This is a genomic window from Pseudomonas sp. FW305-3-2-15-E-TSA4 (assembly GCF_058787295.1).
Genome location: NZ_JBYSZP010000007.1, coordinates 1 through 17781, shown reverse-complemented (window position 1 = coordinate 17781; position 17781 = coordinate 1). Strand labels below are relative to the sequence as shown.

General features: G+C 60.1%; 20 protein-coding genes. 6 read left to right on the top strand and 14 right to left on the bottom strand.

The window, feature by feature from the left end:
• Positions 1-43: 43 nt before the first annotated feature.
• Entirely contained in the window at positions 44-265 is a 222-nt protein-coding gene (locus AC3WMV_RS11200; RefSeq protein ID WP_027610202.1) for a DUF1161 domain-containing protein, read from the bottom strand.
• 124 nt (positions 266-389) lie between these two features.
• Positions 390-605, bottom strand: a complete 216-nt coding sequence (locus AC3WMV_RS11195; RefSeq protein ID WP_027610201.1) for a dodecin — start codon at positions 603-605, stop codon at positions 390-392.
• A 157-nt stretch (positions 606-762) separates the two neighbouring features.
• Here AC3WMV_RS11195 and AC3WMV_RS11190 point away from each other — a divergent pair, with 157 nt between their 5' ends.
• A complete protein-coding gene (locus AC3WMV_RS11190; protein ID WP_003220391.1) occupies positions 763-1089 on the top strand; it encodes an ElaB/YgaM/YqjD family protein in 327 nt (108 codons plus the stop codon).
• Here AC3WMV_RS11190 and AC3WMV_RS11185 read toward each other — a convergent pair.
• Positions 1062-1979 carry a LysR family transcriptional regulator gene (locus AC3WMV_RS11185; protein ID WP_096797305.1) on the bottom strand — a complete coding sequence of 306 codons (918 nt, stop codon included), beginning with the start codon at positions 1977-1979 and terminating at the stop codon, positions 1062-1064. The genes AC3WMV_RS11190 and AC3WMV_RS11185 overlap by 28 nt on opposite strands.
• Positions 1980-2093: 114 nt before the next feature.
• Here AC3WMV_RS11185 and trpB point away from each other — a divergent pair, with 114 nt between their 5' ends.
• The 3 genes from trpB to AC3WMV_RS11170 all read left to right on the top strand — a co-directional run bounded on the left by trpB (position 2094) and on the right by AC3WMV_RS11170 (position 4700).
• On the top strand, positions 2094-3326 hold the full coding sequence (trpB, locus tag AC3WMV_RS11180; protein WP_041074734.1) for a tryptophan synthase subunit beta: 1233 nt from the start codon (positions 2094-2096) through the stop codon (positions 3324-3326).
• Complete coding sequence (trpA, locus tag AC3WMV_RS11175) at positions 3326-4138, top strand: tryptophan synthase subunit alpha (RefSeq protein ID WP_103368009.1); 813 nt, start codon at positions 3326-3328, stop codon at positions 4136-4138. Before trpB ends, trpA begins: the two co-directional genes overlap by 1 nt.
• A 121-nt stretch (positions 4139-4259) precedes the next feature.
• Positions 4260-4700, top strand: coding sequence for an anti-virulence regulator CigR family protein (locus AC3WMV_RS11170; protein WP_103368010.1), 441 nt, complete (start codon positions 4260-4262; stop codon positions 4698-4700).
• 85 nt (positions 4701-4785) lie between these two features.
• Here the strand turns inward: AC3WMV_RS11170 and AC3WMV_RS11165 are convergent, their stop codons facing one another.
• From AC3WMV_RS11165 to AC3WMV_RS11115, 11 genes are all read right to left on the bottom strand, one after another.
• A complete protein-coding gene (locus AC3WMV_RS11165; protein ID WP_103368011.1) occupies positions 4786-6747 on the bottom strand; it encodes a DUF7844 domain-containing protein in 1962 nt (653 codons plus the stop codon).
• Positions 6744-7064 (bottom strand): DUF2388 domain-containing protein, encoded by a 321-nt coding sequence (locus tag AC3WMV_RS11160; RefSeq protein ID WP_007911662.1) that lies wholly within the window; start codon positions 7062-7064, stop codon positions 6744-6746. Before AC3WMV_RS11160 ends, AC3WMV_RS11165 begins: the two co-directional genes overlap by 4 nt.
• 42 nt (positions 7065-7106) lie before the next feature.
• On the bottom strand, positions 7107-7412 hold the full coding sequence (locus AC3WMV_RS11155; RefSeq protein WP_027610195.1) for a DUF2388 domain-containing protein: 306 nt from the start codon (positions 7410-7412) through the stop codon (positions 7107-7109).
• 108 nt (positions 7413-7520) lie between these two features.
• Entirely contained in the window at positions 7521-7838 is a 318-nt protein-coding gene (locus tag AC3WMV_RS11150) for a DUF2388 domain-containing protein (RefSeq protein ID WP_007962831.1), read from the bottom strand.
• 134 nt (positions 7839-7972) lie between these two features.
• Positions 7973-8182: a DUF1127 domain-containing protein gene (locus AC3WMV_RS11145; protein WP_103368012.1), complete on the bottom strand. Its 210-nt coding sequence runs from the start codon at positions 8180-8182 to the stop codon at positions 7973-7975.
• 255 nt (positions 8183-8437) lie between these two features.
• On the bottom strand, positions 8438-8653 hold the full coding sequence (locus tag AC3WMV_RS11140) for a DUF1127 domain-containing protein (RefSeq protein ID WP_007962833.1): 216 nt from the start codon (positions 8651-8653) through the stop codon (positions 8438-8440).
• A 320-nt stretch (positions 8654-8973) separates the two neighbouring features.
• Positions 8974-10467, bottom strand: coding sequence for a succinyl-CoA:acetate CoA-transferase ScpC (scpC, locus tag AC3WMV_RS11135; RefSeq protein WP_027610193.1), 1494 nt, complete (start codon positions 10465-10467; stop codon positions 8974-8976).
• A gap of 213 nt (positions 10468-10680) precedes the next feature.
• The gene (locus tag AC3WMV_RS11130) at positions 10681-12114 is read right to left on the bottom strand and encodes an NAD(P)(+) transhydrogenase (Re/Si-specific) subunit beta (protein ID WP_095139707.1); all 1434 of its coding nucleotides are present in this window, start codon (positions 12112-12114) and stop codon (positions 10681-10683) included.
• Positions 12114-12434 carry an NAD(P) transhydrogenase subunit alpha part 2 gene (locus AC3WMV_RS11125; RefSeq protein WP_003220416.1) on the bottom strand — a complete coding sequence of 107 codons (321 nt, stop codon included), beginning with the start codon at positions 12432-12434 and terminating at the stop codon, positions 12114-12116. The genes AC3WMV_RS11130 and AC3WMV_RS11125 overlap by 1 nt, the downstream gene beginning before the upstream one ends.
• 15 nt (positions 12435-12449) lie before the next feature.
• Entirely contained in the window at positions 12450-13571 is a 1122-nt protein-coding gene (locus AC3WMV_RS11120; RefSeq protein ID WP_103368013.1) for a Re/Si-specific NAD(P)(+) transhydrogenase subunit alpha, read from the bottom strand.
• A 434-nt stretch (positions 13572-14005) separates the two neighbouring features.
• The gene (locus AC3WMV_RS11115; RefSeq protein WP_103368014.1) at positions 14006-14905 is read right to left on the bottom strand and encodes a LysR family transcriptional regulator; all 900 of its coding nucleotides are present in this window, start codon (positions 14903-14905) and stop codon (positions 14006-14008) included.
• A gap of 157 nt (positions 14906-15062) precedes the next feature.
• Here AC3WMV_RS11115 and AC3WMV_RS11110 point away from each other — a divergent pair, with 157 nt between their 5' ends.
• Together AC3WMV_RS11110 and AC3WMV_RS11105 are read left to right on the top strand one after the other, a co-directional pair.
• A complete protein-coding gene (locus AC3WMV_RS11110; RefSeq protein ID WP_003220420.1) occupies positions 15063-16244 on the top strand; it encodes an acyl-CoA dehydrogenase in 1182 nt (393 codons plus the stop codon).
• 13 nt (positions 16245-16257) lie between these two features.
• The gene (locus tag AC3WMV_RS11105; RefSeq protein WP_098966520.1) at positions 16258-17478 is read left to right on the top strand and encodes a CaiB/BaiF CoA transferase family protein; all 1221 of its coding nucleotides are present in this window, start codon (positions 16258-16260) and stop codon (positions 17476-17478) included.
• Positions 17479-17781 lie beyond the last annotated feature (303 nt).

Genomic DNA, 17781 nt, shown 5'->3' with positions numbered 1-17781 from the left:
AAAAGCCGACGCCTTCGCGTCGGCTTTTGCATTTCAATCGCGATCACCCGCGTTTGTAGACGATTTCCTTGGTGCCGCCTTCACAGGTGCCCACAACTTTTCCGCCATTGGCTCCCTTGTCGACAACCTCCAGCGAATACCCTGCAACGCCCTTGGCATCCAGCTTCGCTGCAATCTCGCCTTTCAGCTCTTCACAAGGCTTGCCAGCAGCAAACGCGCCACCCGCAAGGCTCAACAAACCTACTGCCAATATGAACTTCTTCATCGGTCGCACTCCCTGGTCGGATTAAAAGAGGTGGGCATCAGGTCTCCCGATGCACTCACCTTGTAGCGCTTTGCCATTCCTATGGCACTCGGCCAGCGCGCAAGTTCAGAAGCGTAGCCCAAACTCAGCTGCTGGCAATCCGGAAGCCGACTTTGAGTGTGACCTGGAAATGCGCAGCCTTGCCGTCCTTGATGTGGCCTCGGGTCTCGACCACTTCAAACCATTCCAGATGTTTGATGCTCTTGTTGGCTTCGGCCAACGCGTTGTTGATGGCGTCTTCGATGCTGCTGGTGGACGAGCCGACCAGCTCGACTTTCTTGTACGTGTGATGGTCACTCATGGCGATCTCCTGGATGTGTGGATTTGAGACTAGCAGTGAATCTGCACTGTTGATTTCGGCGGCTCAATGCAAGCGAAGTTCAGATTTTCTGCACTTTCTCAAACCGCTGAAGTCCCAACCAACACACGCCACTCATCACCAATGCAGGAGAGCCACCATGGCCAACACCTCTTTACGTAAAGCCTCGTTGCAAAGCATGGAAGCCGAGATCGAGAGTCTGCTCAAATCGTTGGAAAGCCTGAAGGACGACGCGTCCGACGAGTCGCGCAAGACCCTCAAGGCGCTCAAGAGCAACGCTGAAAGCGCGCTGAAACATTCGCGCAGCCTGCTCAGCGATGCCTACGAAGAAGTCAAAGTGAAAACCCGCGAGACCGGCATCGCCACCCGCGATTACGCTCAGGAACACCCTTGGACCACCGCCGGTGTGGCGGTCGGTGCAATCGGTCTGCTGGCTGCTTATTTGCTGTTCAAGCGCGGCGAGTGATCCGTCTGGCGCAGCTCATTCTTGAGCCATTGCGCCAGTTGCCGGGCGCGTCCGTCTGCGGCGCGCTTGGGTAGCCACAACGCCAGTTGCGCCGGGGTTTCGCAAAAGCCCCACGGCGCAACCAGGCGACCGGCCTTCAAGTCTTCGGCCACCAGCGGCTCTGGCGCGATTGCCACGCCGAGTCCGGCCACTGCGGCTTCCAGCAGATAATACAAATGCTCAAAACCTTGCCCCAACTTCAACGCCTTGGCGTCGAGGTGATTTTGCTGTGCCCAACTCGGCCAGGCTTGCGGGCGCGATGTGGTGTGCAGCAGCGGCTCGCTGAGCAAGGCTGACGCCGGCGCCGCTTGCAGGCGTTGGTAGCCACTGAACAGCGGGCTCATCACCGGGCCGATGCGTTCTGCGGCCAGTTCGTAAACCTGCATGTCTGCCGGCCATGGCGGCTCGGCGAACAACAGCAAGGCATCGAGTCCAGGGCGCCGCGGGTCAAGATCACCTTCACCGGCTGACAAGTGCAGACGCAAGTCCGGCAGATCGGCGTTGAGCCGCCCCAGGCGTGGGATGAACCAGCGCGCCAACAGACTGCCGGAGCAGCCGAGCACGAACGGCGCATCAGCGGTGTTTTGCGTCAGCTCGGCACACACACTGCGCAACCGATCAAAGGCCTCACCGCTGGCATCTCGCAAACGAACACCGGCATCTGTGAGTTTCAAGCCGCGACCATCCTTGACGAACAGGCTCACGCCCAGATGCTCTTCGAGCACTTTGAGCTGACGGCTGACTGCACCATGAGTGACGTGCAGCTGTTCGGCCGCCTGACTGACGCTGTTAAGCCGGGCGGTGGCTTCGAACGCGCGCAAGGCGTTCAGCGGGGGAAGGTCGTGGCTCATGGTATCTGTGAGTTTTCCTGACAGGTTGCGGCGATCTTATCGGTTTTCAGCCTGGAAGGTCAGGGGTAGAGTGGACGCCATTGTCTTCTTACCCGAATTCACCTGGAGCACATCATGACCCAGACTTCGAACACCTCCAACCTGCGCAGCGGCCCTGACGATAACGGCCTGTTCGGCGCGTTCGGCGGCCGCTACGTGGCGGAAACCCTGATGCCGTTGATCCTCGATCTGGCCCGCGAATACGAGGCGGCCAAAGAAGATCCGGCTTTCAAGGAAGAGCTGGCCTACTTCCAGCGTGACTACGTCGGACGTCCTAGCCCGCTGTACTTCGCCGAGCGTCTGACCGAGTTCTGCGGTGGCGCGAAGATCTACCTCAAGCGCGAAGAGCTGAACCACACCGGCGCGCACAAGATCAACAACTGCATCGGCCAGATCCTGCTGGCGCGGCGCATGGGCAAGAAACGCATCATCGCCGAGACCGGCGCCGGTATGCACGGTGTGGCGACCGCTACCGTGGCCGCGCGTTTCGGTCTGGACTGCGTGATCTACATGGGCACCACGGACATCGAACGTCAGCAGGCCAACGTGTTCCGCATGAAGCTGCTGGGCGCCGAAGTGATCCCGGTGGTGGCCGGCACCGGCACTCTGAAAGACGCGATGAACGAAGCGCTGCGTGACTGGGTGACCAACGTCGACAGCACTTTCTACCTGATCGGCACCGTGGCCGGCCCGCACCCGTACCCAGCCATGGTGCGCGACTTCCAGGCGGTGATCGGCAAGGAGACCCGCGAGCAGTTGCAAGCTCAGGAAGGTCGTCTGCCGGACAGTCTGGTGGCGTGCATCGGTGGCGGTTCCAACGCCATGGGCCTGTTCCACCCGTTCCTTGACGACCAGAGCGTCGAGATCATCGGCGTCGAAGCGGCCGGTTACGGCATCGAAACCGGCAAGCACGCGGCGAGCCTCAATGGCGGCGTACCGGGTGTGCTGCACGGCAACCGTACCTTCCTGCTGCAGGACGACGATGGCCAAATCATCGACGCCCACTCGATTTCCGCCGGCCTCGACTATCCGGGCATCGGCCCTGAGCACGCCTGGTTGCATGACATCGGCCGCGTTCAATACACCTCGGTCACCGACGACGAAGCCCTCGCCGCGTTCCACCAGTGCTGCCGCCTCGAAGGCATCATCCCGGCGCTGGAAAGCGCCCATGCGTTGGCTGAAGTGTTCAAACGCGCACCGAAACTGCCGAAGGATCACCTGATGGTGGTCAACCTCTCCGGCCGTGGCGACAAAGATATGCAGACCGTCATGCATCACATGGAACAGTCGAAGCAGGAGAAACACTGATGAGCCGCCTGCAAACCCGTTTTGCCGACCTCAAGCAACAGAATCGCGCCGCGCTGGTGACCTTCGTCACCGCCGGTGATCCGGACTACGACACCTCGCTGGCGATCCTCAAAGGTTTGCCCGGCGCTGGCGCCGATGTGATCGAGCTGGGCATGCCGTTCACCGACCCGATGGCCGACGGCCCGGCGATTCAACTGGCGAACATCCGTGCCTTGGGCGCCAAGCAGAATCTGGCGAAAACCCTGCAAATGGTTCGCGAGTTCCGCGAAGGCAACAGCGACACGCCGCTGGTGCTGATGGGCTACTTCAACCCGATTCACATGTATGGCGTTGGGCGTTTTATCGCTGATGCCAAGGAAGCGGGCGTCGACGGTCTGATCGTGGTCGACATGCCGCCAGAGCACAACAATGAACTGTGCGACCCGGCACAGGCTGCGGGTCTGGACTTCATCCGCCTGACCACCCCGACCACTGATGATGCGCGTCTACCGAAAGTGCTCAATGGCAGCTCGGGCTTCGTTTACTACGTGTCGGTGGCCGGCGTGACCGGTGCCGGTGCGGCGACTCTGGAACACGTCGAAGAGGCGGTCACCCGTTTGCGTCGCCACACTGATCTGCCGATCAGCATCGGTTTTGGTATCCGTACTCCGGAGCAGGCGGCGTCCATCGCTCGGTTGGCGGACGGGGTGGTGGTGGGTTCGGCACTGATCGATCACATCGCCAATGCGACCACGCCGGATCAGGCTGTCGACGGTGTGCTGGGTCTGTGCAAGGCGCTGTCCGAAGGCGTGCGTCAGGCCCGCGTCAACTGAAGGTAAAGTTCCTGATACAGAGGAATTAGCGCCTCACAACACAACCTAAATGAGCAAGACCGAGGGATTCAGAACCACGTTCTGAATCCCTTTTTGCTGTTGGTGCAGTGAGGAAGACTTGATGAAAATGCCGAAACGTCTGATTGCCGGACTGGGCGTGCTGATGCTCAGCGCGACGCCGCTGCTGGTCAGCGCCGATCCACGCGATGATCATGACCACGGCGGCCCGCAGCAGGGCCACTACGATAACCGTGGTGACGATCACCGTGGCCCGCAGAACGACCACCGAGGCGGCCCGCCACGCGACTTCGGCCCGGTACGGCAGACCATTCGCGACAATCACGGCTACTTCGTGCGCGGCGCACCGCCGCCACCGGGAATCCATTTGGAACGCGGCCGGCCGTTACCGCATGGTTACTACGGCGAGCGGCTGGACGGTCGGGCGCTGAGTCGTCTGCCGGTTTATCCGGGTTATGAGTGGCGCCGCGCCGGGGGCGATATCGTGCTGATCGCAGTGGGTACCGGGATCGTTTACGAAATTCTGGACGGTGTTTTGTACTGATTTACAGGCAATAAAAAGATCGCAGCCTGCGGCAGCTCCTACATTTATCTCTGTAGGAACTGCCGCAGGCTGCGATCTTTTGCTTTTAAGGCAACTCCAGTCCGCCAGACGCCTTGTGCAGTCTGCGCAGATGCTCGCCGATCTGCTTCACGTTGGCTTCGCTGGCGGCAATTTCGGCCGCTCGCTTGGGTTCCAGCAACTTGCGCACTTCCTTGTCCAGATCGCCGCTCAGCGCCAGCAGTTGTTTCTGGCGTTGGGCGCTTTCGTCCTGCAGGCGCTTGAACTCGCTTGGTTGCGGCAGCCCGTAGCCGCGGCTGTCGAGCAGTTCCGCCGGACGACTGAGGAAGCCGCTGTTGGCGAGAATTTCCTGCAGGGTGGCGTTGGCCTTGTCCATGCCGCCGTTTTCCAGCTCCCGAGCGCCGAGGTAACGCTGCTTGACCTCGTCCTGGGCCAGCAGCAACTGACGGCGATAGCTCGCCTGTTCCAGCAGGAGCAATGCAGCGCTGGTGCGCAGGTCTGCACGTTCGAACCACTGGCGACGTTCCTCGGCAGACAGCGATAGCCAATCTTCGACGCTGGTTTGCTTGATCGGCAGCTGCTTTTTCAACACATCGAACATCGCCTGATAGCGATCGCGGAACGAATCGAAGCGATAGCCCAGGCGCAGGGCTTCCTTGGGATTGTCGAGCACGCTGGTGTCGGCCAGCCCCCGGCCTTTGAGCACTTCGAGCAAGCCGTTGGGCATGATGCTGTCGAGGCCGACGAGTTGCTTGTTGTTGCTGCCGCTGCGCAGCAATTTCAGGCCTTCCACCGCGCAGTTGTTCGACAGGAAGAAGTAGTTGCCGTCATAACTCCAGTGCATTTCGGCAGCGTGTTCGACCACGCCTTCGATCTCGTCGCGTGACAGATTCAATGGCACCGAGGCGAGGCTGCGCAGTTCAGTCTTGGTGTATTCGTCGATCACCTGGGCCAGCGGCAGCACGAACAGCCGCGACGGGTACTTGCCAACCAGACCGTCCCAGCTCGACAGCTGCACGTCACCGACAAAGGCGCGGTAGGACAGCACCAGATGCTGGTCGAGGTCGAGCCGGCAATCCGGGCCCCGTGGTCGACCCGGCGCGCAGATCACCAGGCGCAGCATGCTGTGGCCCCAGCGGCTGACCCAGTTCTGGTTGGCTTCAGCCAGCAGATAATCGACGGCATACACCCGCTCCGGGTCGACCTGGCCCAAGGGCTGTTTGGCGAAGTCGTTGCCGGCGTTGAGAAAGGCGAAGGTATTGCTGCAGGTGTCCTTGGCCGGTGGTGCCCAGCCGAAGCGCTCCTTGTAGTAGCGATAGAGCGCCGGACGGCGACACGCGTAGCTCGGGTCGAGGAGGAAATACTCCATGTTGACCGCGACAAACTCTTTCGGACTGGAGATCTCATACAGGTCCGGACTGCGGGCCACCTGACGGTTGTGCTGTTCACGCTCGCCGCGGCGCCCGACGTACTGTTGCCAGCCGGCGAGATCTAGGAGACGTGGATCATCGCTGAGGGTAAAGCGGCGCTCGGTCTGGCCTCGGCACTCGTCGGGAATGCCGACCAGGCCGGCGCTGTTGCTGCGGCGAGTGCAGCGCTGGATCAGCGTGCGTTCGGCGGCGGGCCACAGACGCGCGCGATCGTAAATGTGGGTGAGTTCGTGCAGCACCGTTGCCAGCAGTTCCTGACGCACCGTGCCGTGGGGGCGATTGGTTTTCTCGTTGGCCGCGCTGCCGTCGGTGAGGCCGGCGAGCAGTTTGCGGTTCAGGTCGAGCTCGGCAACCAGGGTCGCCTGGCCGTAGGCGTTACCGGGCATGTCGTCGGTCCAGCCGACATCGATGCGCCGGTCCAGTTGTTCGACGAAGCTGGGCGGCAACTTGTGCATGGCTTCATCGAGCAGCGCCTGGCTGGCCTGCTGCTGGGCGGGGCTCAGGCCGTCGGTCTTGAGCCGCAATTGCAGGCTGGCGTGGGCGCTGTTGCCAAGCAGCAACAACGCCCCGGCCAGTAGCCAGGCGCCGAGTGACTTCACAGGGCGAGGATGGCTTCGGCGAGCACCTGATCACTGGCGTCGCGGGCTTCCGGCACGCGCGTGCGCAAGGTGTTGAGGGCGGCTTCCAGGTGCGCACCGCGGATATCGCCGTTGGTGGCAACGAAGCTGGCCGCATCGTCGTGGGCTTCGCGGATGATTTTCGAATCGCGAATCGACGTCGTGGTATCGGAGGTGAAATCGATGGTGCGCTGGGAGGCACGAACGATGATGTTACTGGTGGCTACCAGGGTGTGTGCCTGGGCCACATCGGCCAACAAAAACAGGCCAAGGGCGGCAGCAATCAGCGGGCTACGCATGGAACGACTCCGGAGGGCAATGTTAACGAGGGATCATGATAACTATTGGACGAGAATTGCCTGTGCCAGTTCAAGGTCGCTGACATGAAGTTTTGGTCGGGATTTGCGCAAGTAATGCAGGGCGGATTCGAGCTGCGCGCCGCGCAATTGACCGTCACTGGCAACAAACGCCGCCGCGTCATCGTGAGCGGCGATGATCAGTTTACGGTCGAACGGTGCGGAAGACACCATTCCGGTCGCCCAAACGCTGACCACGGTGTTTTGTGTGGAGACATCAAAGGCATCGACCGAGGTCGCCCAGAAGGCACTGACCAATACGCAAGGGAAAAGCAGTCTGAATAAACGCATGAGACTCGGTAACGGTTAACGAGCTTCAAGGCTAGCGCAAATGCCCGGGCCAGAGCCAGCGGCGAAACATCGGGACACGACTGGCGTGCCCCGTGCTGCAACGGCGGATCAGATCGCGAGGATGGCTTGCGCCAGTTGGAAGTCGGTCGCGTTCAGTTGCGGTGCCTGATGGCGGATCAGGTCGAGGGCGCTTTCCAGTTTCACGCCACGGATCTGGCCTTCACTGGCGACGAAGCTGGCAGCGTCGTCACGGGCGGCGATCACGACTTTGTTGTCACGCAGCGAAGAGCTGACGTCGGAAGTGGCGTCCGAGGAGGACTTCAGCGCGCCAACTACGGCATCGGTGGTCACGATGAAGCTGGAGGCACTGGCGTTGGCAGCCACGGCCAGCAAGGCGGCAGCGCTGAGCAGGCGAAGACGGGACATGGTGGATCTCCTGATAGTAAACCGTATTGAGAGGTGGCTTGTGTCTGATGAGTCAGACGCGGGTTACAGAAGATTCGCCACGTTCTGGCGTGGATATTAGGCTTGCGCGCGAGGTTCGGACAGTGGGCAGAATGCTAGCGCCAGAAGGGTTTCTCCAGCTCTCTGAGCCGATCGGCATGGCTGAGGCCCAGATCCGCGAGGTCGCGCTGGGCTAGTTGAGCCAGCAGGCGCCGCGTCCTGGCGCGTTCCAGTCCTTGCCACAGGGGTCGAAACAAGCGCCGCAGCAGGTGCGAGTGAGCGCGGGGTAGAGTCGAAGCTGTCGAAACATCCTGTAAGCCTTTCATGGCGTTTTCCTTAAACCGAGGAGGGTTAAGGACATGCTGCGCCCGATGCAGTTTGGCGAGCAGATACACTCATGAAAAATTGTACTGGTTCAGATTTTGTTTATTGAGAACTGTACCTGTACTTTGATTATTCTGCTGTACGGGCATTTTCGAACCCTGAAACGACAAAACCCGTCGCGGTTTCCCGCGACGGGTCTTGTGTGTTCAATTCGGGTTGCTGGCGGTGGGTCTAACGACCAGAGCCAGCGACGCTACTTAGCGCCAGAACGGCTTGCTCAGCTCTTCGTAGCGTTGTGCTTCGCTGATACCGGCGTCAGCCAGCAGACGCGAATCCAGGCGAGCCAGTTGGTGGCGGCTGGAGATGCGTCGCTGCCACAACATCAGGTTGGCGATAACGCGCAGAGGCAGGGAAGCCTGGTTTTTTGCAGCTTTGTCTTCGAAGAACAGTTCGGAACTGAGTGTACGTTCCATGGTTGACATCCTTCCGCTTGTGGCGGGATCAGGTAGTGGTTTAACTGGTGCCCATGATCCTCTCGTTTGCCTAGTCTCTCTAGATACAGTTCAACTGTATTGTGAGTGACCAGTTAACTGTTTATAGGGGGTGTACGGGTCGAAATTGAGCAAACTGTACCTGTCAGCACTAATGTGGTGCGTTTTTGCTCAATTCGAGGAAGGAGGTAGGCAAAATCTGTAGGAAATAACCGGTACAGCAGTACAGTTTTTGCCAGATGTGGCGGGTTAAAAAATCCGCTGACACAAACTGTGTTTGCATCAGCGGTTTGACTGTGTGATTACACCGCGAGCATGCGTCCGGTTTCTTCCAGGTTGATGTGCCAGCTCAGGGCTTCTCGCAGGATGTGTGGGGTATGGCCGCCGATGGCGCACGCTGCGGTGAAGTAGTCGTTCAGCGCCTGGCGATAGTCCGGGTGTACACAGTTGTCGATGATCACCCGGGCGCGCTCGCGCGGGGCCAGGCCGCGCAGGTCGGCCAGGCCGATTTCGGTCACCAGGATGTCGACGTCATGCTCGGTGTGGTCAACGTGGCTGACCATCGGCACCACGCTGGAAATGGCGCCGCCCTTGGCGATCGACTTGGTCACGAACACCGCGAGGTGTGCGTTGCGCGCGAAGTCGCCCGAGCCACCAATGCCGTTCATCATCCGCGTACCGCAGACATGGGTGGAGTTGACGTTGCCGTAGATGTCGAACTCCAGCGCAGTGTTGATACCGATGATACCCAGACGACGCACCACTTCCGGGTGGTTGGAGATTTCCTGCGGGCGCAGCACCAGTTTGTCCTTGTACTTCTCCAGGTTGCCGAACACGTCGCTGTTGCGCCGCTCCGACAAAGTGATCGAGCTGCCCGACGCAAAGCTCAGCTTGCCGGCGTCGATCAGGTCGAAGGTCGAGTCCTGCAGCACTTCGGAGTACATGGTCAGGTCTTCGAACGGCGAATCGATCAGGCCGCACATCACCGCGTTGGCGATGTTGCCGATCCCGGCCTGCAACGGGCCGAGCTTGTTGGTCATGCGCCCGGCATTGACTTCCTGCTTGAAGAAGGTGATCAGGTGCTCGGCGATGGCATTGGTGTCGACATCCGGGGTCGACACCGTGGACGGCGAATCCGCCTGCTGAGTGATGACGATGGCGACAATCTTCTCCGGCGGGATCGGGATCGCGGTGCTGCCGATGCGATCGTCGACTTTCACCAGCGGGATCGGCGTGCGCGTCGGGCGATAGGTCGGGATATAGATGTCATGCAGGCCTTCGAGGTTGGCGTTGTGCGCCAGGTTGATCTCGACAATCACCTGCTTGGCGAAAATCGCGAAGCTCGCCGAGTTGCCCACCGAGGTGGTCGGCACGATGTGGCCTTGCTCGGTGATGGCCACGGCTTCGATCACCGCGATGTCCGGCAGCTTCAGTTGCTGGTTGCGCAGTTGCTCGACGGTTTCCGACAGGTGCTGGTCGATGAACATCACTTCGCCGGCGTTGATTGCCTTGCGCAAGGTGCTATCGACCTGGAACGGCATGCGCCGCGACAACACGCCGGCCTCGGTCAGTTGCTTGTCGAGGTCGTTGCCCAGGCTCGCGCCGGTCATCAGGCTGATCTTCAGCGGCGTGACCTTGGCTCGCTCGGCCAGTGCGTGAGGGACAGCTTTGGCTTCGCCCGCGCGGGTGAAGCCGCTCATGCCGACGGTCATGCCGTCTTCAATCAGCGCGGCGGCGTCGGCGGCGCTCATCACTTTATCCAACAACGAAGGCAGGCGAATACGGTCACGGTACATGGATTATTTCTCGGGAAGCGAGTAGCAGGATGCGCAGTCTAGTGAATTTCGCGGGCGCCTGTCCCGCTACCAAGGTCGCAAACGAGGCGTCTATTTAGCGGGTTTGAAGTAAAACACCGTTACCGGATCTGCAACAACGCGGCAAATTGTCCGACGCTGTGCGCAAACAAAAACGCCCCGACAAGTCGGGGCGTCCGGTGCAGCTGCGGAGGATTACTCCACCGCTTTGACCATGTCTTCGATGACTTTCTTCGCGTCGCCGAACACCATCATGGTCTTGTCCAGGTAGAACAGTTCGTTGTCCAGACCGGCATAACCGCTGGCCATCGAGCGCTTGTTGACGATGATGGTCTTGGCCTTGAACGCTTCGAGAATCGGCATGCCGGCAATCGGCGATTTCGGATCGTTCTTGGCGGCCGGGTTGACCACGTCGTTGGCGCCGAGTACCAGCACCACGTCGGCCTGGCCGAACTCGGAGTTGATGTCTTCCATCTCGAACACCTGGTCGTAAGGCACTTCGGCCTCGGCGAGCAGGACGTTCATGTGCCCGGGCATGCGACCGGCCACCGGGTGGATCGCGTACTTCACGGTCACGCCACGGTGGGTCAGTTTCTCGGTCAGTTCTTTCAAGGCGTGCTGCGCGCGGGCCACCGCCAGGCCGTAACCCGGGACGATGATCACGGTGTCGGCGTTGGTCAGCAGGAAGGTTGCGTCGTCGGCCGAACCGGATTTAACCGGACGGGCTTCTTTCGCTCCGGCAGGTCCTGCGTCAGCCGTATTGCCGAAACCGCCGAGCAATACATTAAAGAAGGAACGGTTCATCGCCTTGCACATGATGTACGAGAGAATCGCACCGCTCGAACCCACCAGCGAGCCGGCAATAATCAGCATCGAGTTGTTCAGCGAGAAGCCGATACCCGCTGCAGCCCAACCCGAGTAACTGTTGAGCATCGACACCACCACCGGCATGTCGGCGCCGCCGATCGGGATGATGATCAGCACGCCCATCACGAACGCCAGGGCCAGCATCAGCGCGAACGCTGCGAGGTTGCCGGTGAGCATGAAGGTCACGCCCAGCACCAGTGTCGCCAGACCGAGTACTGCGTTGAGCTTGTGCTGACCGGCAAACTGTACCGGTGCGCCCTGGAACAGACGGAACTTGTACTTGCCCGACAGCTTGCCGAAGGCGATCACCGAACCGGAGAAGGTGATTGCACCGATCGCCGCTCCGAGAAATAGCTCCAGACGGTTGCCCGCCGGGATCGAGTCTCCCAGTTGCTTGACGATGCCCAGCGATTGCGGCTCGACCACCGCGGCAATGGCGATGAACACCGCCGCCAGACCGATCATGCTGTGCATGAACGCGACCAGTTCCGGCATCTTGGTCATTTCAACGCGCTTGGCCATGATCGAACCGGCGGTGCCGCCGATCAGCAGGCCGACGATCACGTAACCGATACCCGCAGTCGCCAGCTCAGCCCCAAGCTTATAGATGAGGCCGACGGTGGTGAGGATGGCCAGCGCCATGCCGAGCATGCCGAACAGGTTGCCGCGCCGCGATGTGGTCGGGTGCGACAGGCCTTTGAGGGCCTGGATAAAGCAGATCGACGCGATCAGGTAGAGCGTCGTGACGAGATTCATGCTCATTACTTCGGCGCCTCTTCTTTTGCTTTCGGGGCTTTCTTCTTGAACATCTCAAGCATGCGGCGGGTGACCAGGAAGCCACCAAACACGTTGACCGCAGCCAGTGCCACGGCGAGGGTGCCCATGGTCTTGCCCAGCGGCGTGACGGTCAGCGCAGCAGCGAGCATGGCGCCGACGATCACGATTGCCGAAATGGCATTGGTCACCGCCATCAACGGCGTGTGCAGCGCAGGTGTAACGTTCCAGACCACGTGGTAACCGACATAAATCGCCAGCACGAAGATGATCAGGTTGTAGATACCGGGGGAGATAAGCTCTTCCATCGTCTGAATCCCTGCTTAGGCGTTTTTGCGGATGACTTGGCCGTCGCGGCACATCAGGCACGCGGCGACGATGTCGTCTTCGAGGTTGACGTCGAACTGGCCTTCTTTGGTGAACACCAGCTTGAGGAAGTCCAGCAGGTTGCGGGCGTACAGCGCCGAGGCGTCTGCAGCGACTTCACCGGCCAGGTTGGTCGGGCCGACGATGGTCACGCCGTTCTCGACCACGACCTGATCGGCGACGGTCAGCGGGCAGTTGCCGCCCTGAGCTGCCGCGAGGTCGATGACCACCGAGCCCGGCTTCATCTGCGCCACGGTGTCTGCGCTCAACAGTGTCGGCGCCTTGCGGCCCGGGATCAGTGCGGTGGTGATGACGATGTCGGCCTGCTTGGCGCGTTCGTGCACAGCCTGGGCCTGACGCTGCATCCAGCTTGCCGGCATCGGACGAGCGTAACCGCCGACACCGACCGCGCATTCACGCTCTTCGTCAGACTCGTAAGGCACATCGACGAACTTCGCGCCGAGGGATTCGATCTGTTCCTTCACCGCCGGACGCACGTCAGACGCTTCGATCACCGCACCCAGACGTTTCGCCGTGGCAATCGCCTGCAACCCGGCCACACCGGCGCCGAGAATCAGTACGCGCGCCGCTTTCACGGTGCCCGCAGCGGTCATCAGCATCGGCATGAAACGCGGATAGTAGTGCGCGGCCAGCAACACAGCCTTGTAGCCGGCAATGTTTGCCTGCGACGACAGCACATCGAGACTCTGCGCCCGAGAGGTGCGCGGCGCCGCTTCGAGGGCGAACGCAGTGATCCCGCACTCGGCCATTTTGGCAATGGTGTCGTTATTGAAGGGGTTGAGCATGCCCACCAGCACCGTACCGCGCTTGATCAGCGCCAGTTCGGCGTCGCTGGGAGCGACCACTTTGAGAATCAGCTCGGCGCCGAACGCATCGTTGGCACTGCCAATGGTTGCGCCCGCCGCTTCATAGGCACTGTCGACAACACTGGCTTTAACGCCGGCGCCGGTTTGCACAGTGACCTTATGGCCTTGGCTGATCAGCTTTTTAATGGTTTCCGGGGTTGCAGCAACCCGTGTTTCACCGGTCTGGGTTTCGAGAGGAACACCAATGTGCACGTCAAATCTCCTGCGTGATCTTATTGAGTAAACCCAGGCACTGCGGATGGTGCGACTGGGGCGGCCGATCAGCACGATCCCGCCAAATCAGGGCGGGGCGCGGCATTTTGCAGGCGAACTTTATGCCCTTCAAGGGATTATGACGGGTGACGGAAAATTAACTACAAGTCATCCCGTGACCGAATGTCGCAGATGCCCAGTTGAATCCCTTGTAGGCCGTGCCTTGCAAGGATTCTGGCTGAATTTGAAAAAATTTCTCATCGGTGGCGTGAATAGGCCGTAATGCGTCGTGGATGAAGGCTCAAAGCCACGTCGGCAGGCGCTTGTGGGACGTCTGTACGACTTTCGGATACAGTCTGCGATTTTGCGACAAATACTTATATCTGTAGGGCTTTGATTTTCCTGACTACCGGGTTAGTAATCGTTGTAAGCCTTTATTCTTCTAGGCTGTAGCTGTGTGCCTGGTTGACCAGCCAATCGCGAAAAGCCTTGAGTGATGCCGATTCGACCTTTCGCTCCGGAATCATCAGGTAATACGCCTTAATGCTGGAGAGGGCATTCGGGTTGGCGATCACCAGGCGTTTCTCTGCCAGTTCGCGCTGAATCAGGAACGGTGGAATCAGCGCGATCCCCATGTCGTGCATGGCCGCCTGGGCCAGCATGGAGAATAGCTCGTAGCGCGGGCCTGTCATGTCGCGGGGGATGTTCAGGTGCTGTGAGTTGAACCACTGGCGCCAGGCGTAGGGGCGTGTGGTTTGCTGCAGCAGAGGCAGCTCGGCGATCTCGTCAGGTGTCAGATGTGTCCTGCTGCCGAGTAGGGCGGGGCTGCACACCGGCATGGGATTTTCTCCCATCAACCTATGGGATTCAGTACCCGACCAATCGGCGTCGCCAAAGTAGATCGCCGCGTCGAAATCAGTGTCGGCAAACAGGAACGGGCGGGTGCGGTTGGTCAGGTTGACCGTCACTTCCGGGTGTTTGAGCTGGAAGTCCTTGAGCCGTGGTAGCAGCCATTGCGTGCCGAAGGTGGGCACCACCGCCAGTTCGATCACGTTGGCGCCCTGCTGGCCCATGACCGAGAGTGTGTCGCGCTCGACGGCGTCCAGTTGCGTGGCCACCCGACGGCTATAGGAAAGGCCCGCTTCCGTCAGTTTGACTCCGCGTCGCGAGCGTCGGAACAGTTCCACGCTGAGGAAGTCCTCAAGGCTGGCGATCTGTCGGCAAATGGCGCCCTGAGTGAGGGAAAGTTCTTCGGCAGCCTTGGTAAAGCTTTCGTGGCGAGCGGCGGCTTCGAAGCTGATCAGGGCGGTGGTGCTGGGAATCTTCCTGCGCATGTACGTCTACCTCACTAATGCGCCGCATAAAAGGCATTCAGCGACGTGTCGGAGTGAGAAATTAGCACAACAGGATGCGAAATCCTCGTTTGCCGCGCTGGCAAAGCGGGCCTAGGATCAATGCCACGTTAATTCACCGATTTGCGAGGACACACTCATGGGCGGTAAAGCTAGCTTCAATTGGATCGATCCCCTGCTGCTGGATCAACAGCTCACCGAAGAAGAGCGCATGATCCGTGACACCGCCGCCCAATTCGCTCAGCAGAGCCTGGCGCCCCGCGTGCTTGAAGCTTTCCGCCATGAGAAAACCGATCCGGCGATCTTTCGCGAAATGGGCGAAGTCGGCCTGTTGGGGGCGACCATTCCTGAGCAGTACGGCGGTAGCGGCTTGAACTACGTCAGCTACGGTCTGATCGCCCGTGAAGTAGAACGCGTCGACTCCGGCTATCGTTCGATGATGAGTGTGCAGTCCTCGCTGGTGATGGTGCCGATCAACGAATTCGGTACAGAAGCACAGAAGCAGAAATACCTGCCGAAACTGGCCTCCGGTGAATGGATCGGCTGCTTCGGTCTGACCGAGCCAAACCACGGTTCCGACCCGGGTGCGATGATCACCCGTGCGCGCAAAGTCGACGGCGGCTACAGCCTGACCGGCGCCAAGATGTGGATCACCAACAGCCCCATCGCCGACGTATTTGTAGTCTGGGCCAAAGACGATGCCGGCGACATCCGTGGCTTCGTACTGGAAAAAGGCTGGAAGGGCCTGAGCGCACCGGCGATTCACGGCAAGGTCGGCCTGCGCGCCTCGATCACCGGCGAAATCGTCATGGACAACGTGTTTGTCCCGGAAGAGAACATCTTCCCGGATGTGCGCGGTCTGAAAGGCCCGTTCACCTGCCTGAACTCCGCACGCTACGGCATCTCTTGGGGAGCCTTGGGAGCTGCCGAGTTCTGCTGGCACACCGCTCGCCAGTACACCCTCGATCGTCAGCAGTTCGGGCGTCCATTGGCCGCTACCCAACTGATCCAGAAGAAGCTGGCCGACATGCAGACCGAGATCACTCTGGCGCTGCAAGGCTGTCTGCGTCTGGGGCGCATGAAGGATGAGGGCACTGCGGCGGTCGAAATCACTTCGATCATGAAGCGCAACTCCTGTGGCAAGTCGCTGGATATCGCTCGCATGGCCCGTGACATGCTGGGTGGTAACGGTATCTCTGACGAGTTCGGTGTGGCCCGTCATCTGGTCAACCTGGAAGTGGTGAATACCTATGAAGGCACCCATGACGTTCACGCGCTGATCCTCGGTCGCGCGCAAACCGGTCTGCAGGCGTTCTATTAATAGGAGAACGACCATGGGCGCGCTGTCGCATCTGCGAGTACTGGATTTATCACGCGTGCTGGCCGGGCCGTGGGCCGGACAGATTCTCGCCGACCTTGGCGCCGAGGTGATCAAGGTCGAGCGCCCGGGCAATGGCGACGACACGCGCGCCTGGGGGCCGCCCTTCCTTAAGGACGCTTATGGTGAGAACACCAGCGAGGCGGCTTATTACCTGTCGGCCAACCGCAACAAGCAATCGGTGACGATCGACTTCACTCGGCCTGAAGGGCAGAACCTGGTACGGGAGCTGGCGGCGAAGTCGGACATTCTGATCGAGAATTTCAAGGTCGGTGGGCTGGCTGCCTATGGGCTGGACTACGAGTCGCTGAAGGCGATCAATCCGGATCTGATCTATTGCTCGATCACTGGCTTCGGTCAAACCGGGCCGTATGCCAAGCGTGCGGGTTATGACTTTATGATCCAGGGGCTGGGCGGGCTGATGAGCCTGACCGGTCGCCCTGAAGGTGATGAAGGCGCCGGGCCGGTGAAGGTGGGAGTGGCGCTGACGGACATTCTTACGGGGCTATATTCGACCGTGGCGATTCTGGCGGCGCTGGCTCATCGTGATCACGACGGTGGCGGGCAACACATCGATATGGCTTTGCTGGATGTACAGGTCGCATGCCTGGCGAACCAGGCAATGAACTACCTGACTACCGGCAATGCGCCGAAACGTCTGGGTAATGCACACCCGAACATCGTGCCTTATCAGGACTTCCCGACGGCCGACGGTGATTTCATTCTTACCGTTGGCAATGACGGCCAGTTCCGCAAGTTTGCCGAGGTGGCGGGCCAGCCGCAGTGGGCGGACGATCCGCGATTCGCGACTAACAAGCTGCGGGTGGCTAACCGCGCGGTGTTGATTCCTCTGATCCGCCAGGCGACGGTATTCAAGACCACCGCCGAATGGGTGGCGCAGTTGGAGCAGGCGGGCGTGCCGTGTGGGCCGATCAATGATCTGTCCCAGGTGTTTGAGGATCCGCAGGTGAAGGCGCGGGGGTTGGCGATAGAACTGCCGCATGCACTGGCGGGGATGGTCCCGCAGGTGGCGAGTCCGATCCGGCTGTCGCAGACGCCGGTCGAGTACCTTCGCGCGCCTCCTTTATTGGGCGAGCATACGTTGGAGGTTTTGCAGCGGGTGCTGGGTCTGGGCGCTGGCGCGGTAGAAGCACTCAAGGCTGATGGAGTGCTTTGAGTATCGCTTCTATCTTCTATATAGAAGAAGGCTGTTTCCTGCCTATATATAGATGGATTTGTGCGTTTTTTAACCGATCTGTAAGTTGTTGAAAGAAAACTGAAATTAACGGTTGACGGCAGATTCAGGAGGTCTATAATTCGCCCCACTTCCGGCGCAGTCGAAACGGAAAACTCCTTGAGATTCAATGAGTTACGCGGTTTTCGGCAGCGGCTTGCTTCAGTTTATCGAAGCCTGGAAGGAGTTGAAAGAGCGGTGATGTTTGGCTCTTTTGACGGTTCGATCTTCTCGGTCGAAAGCGGA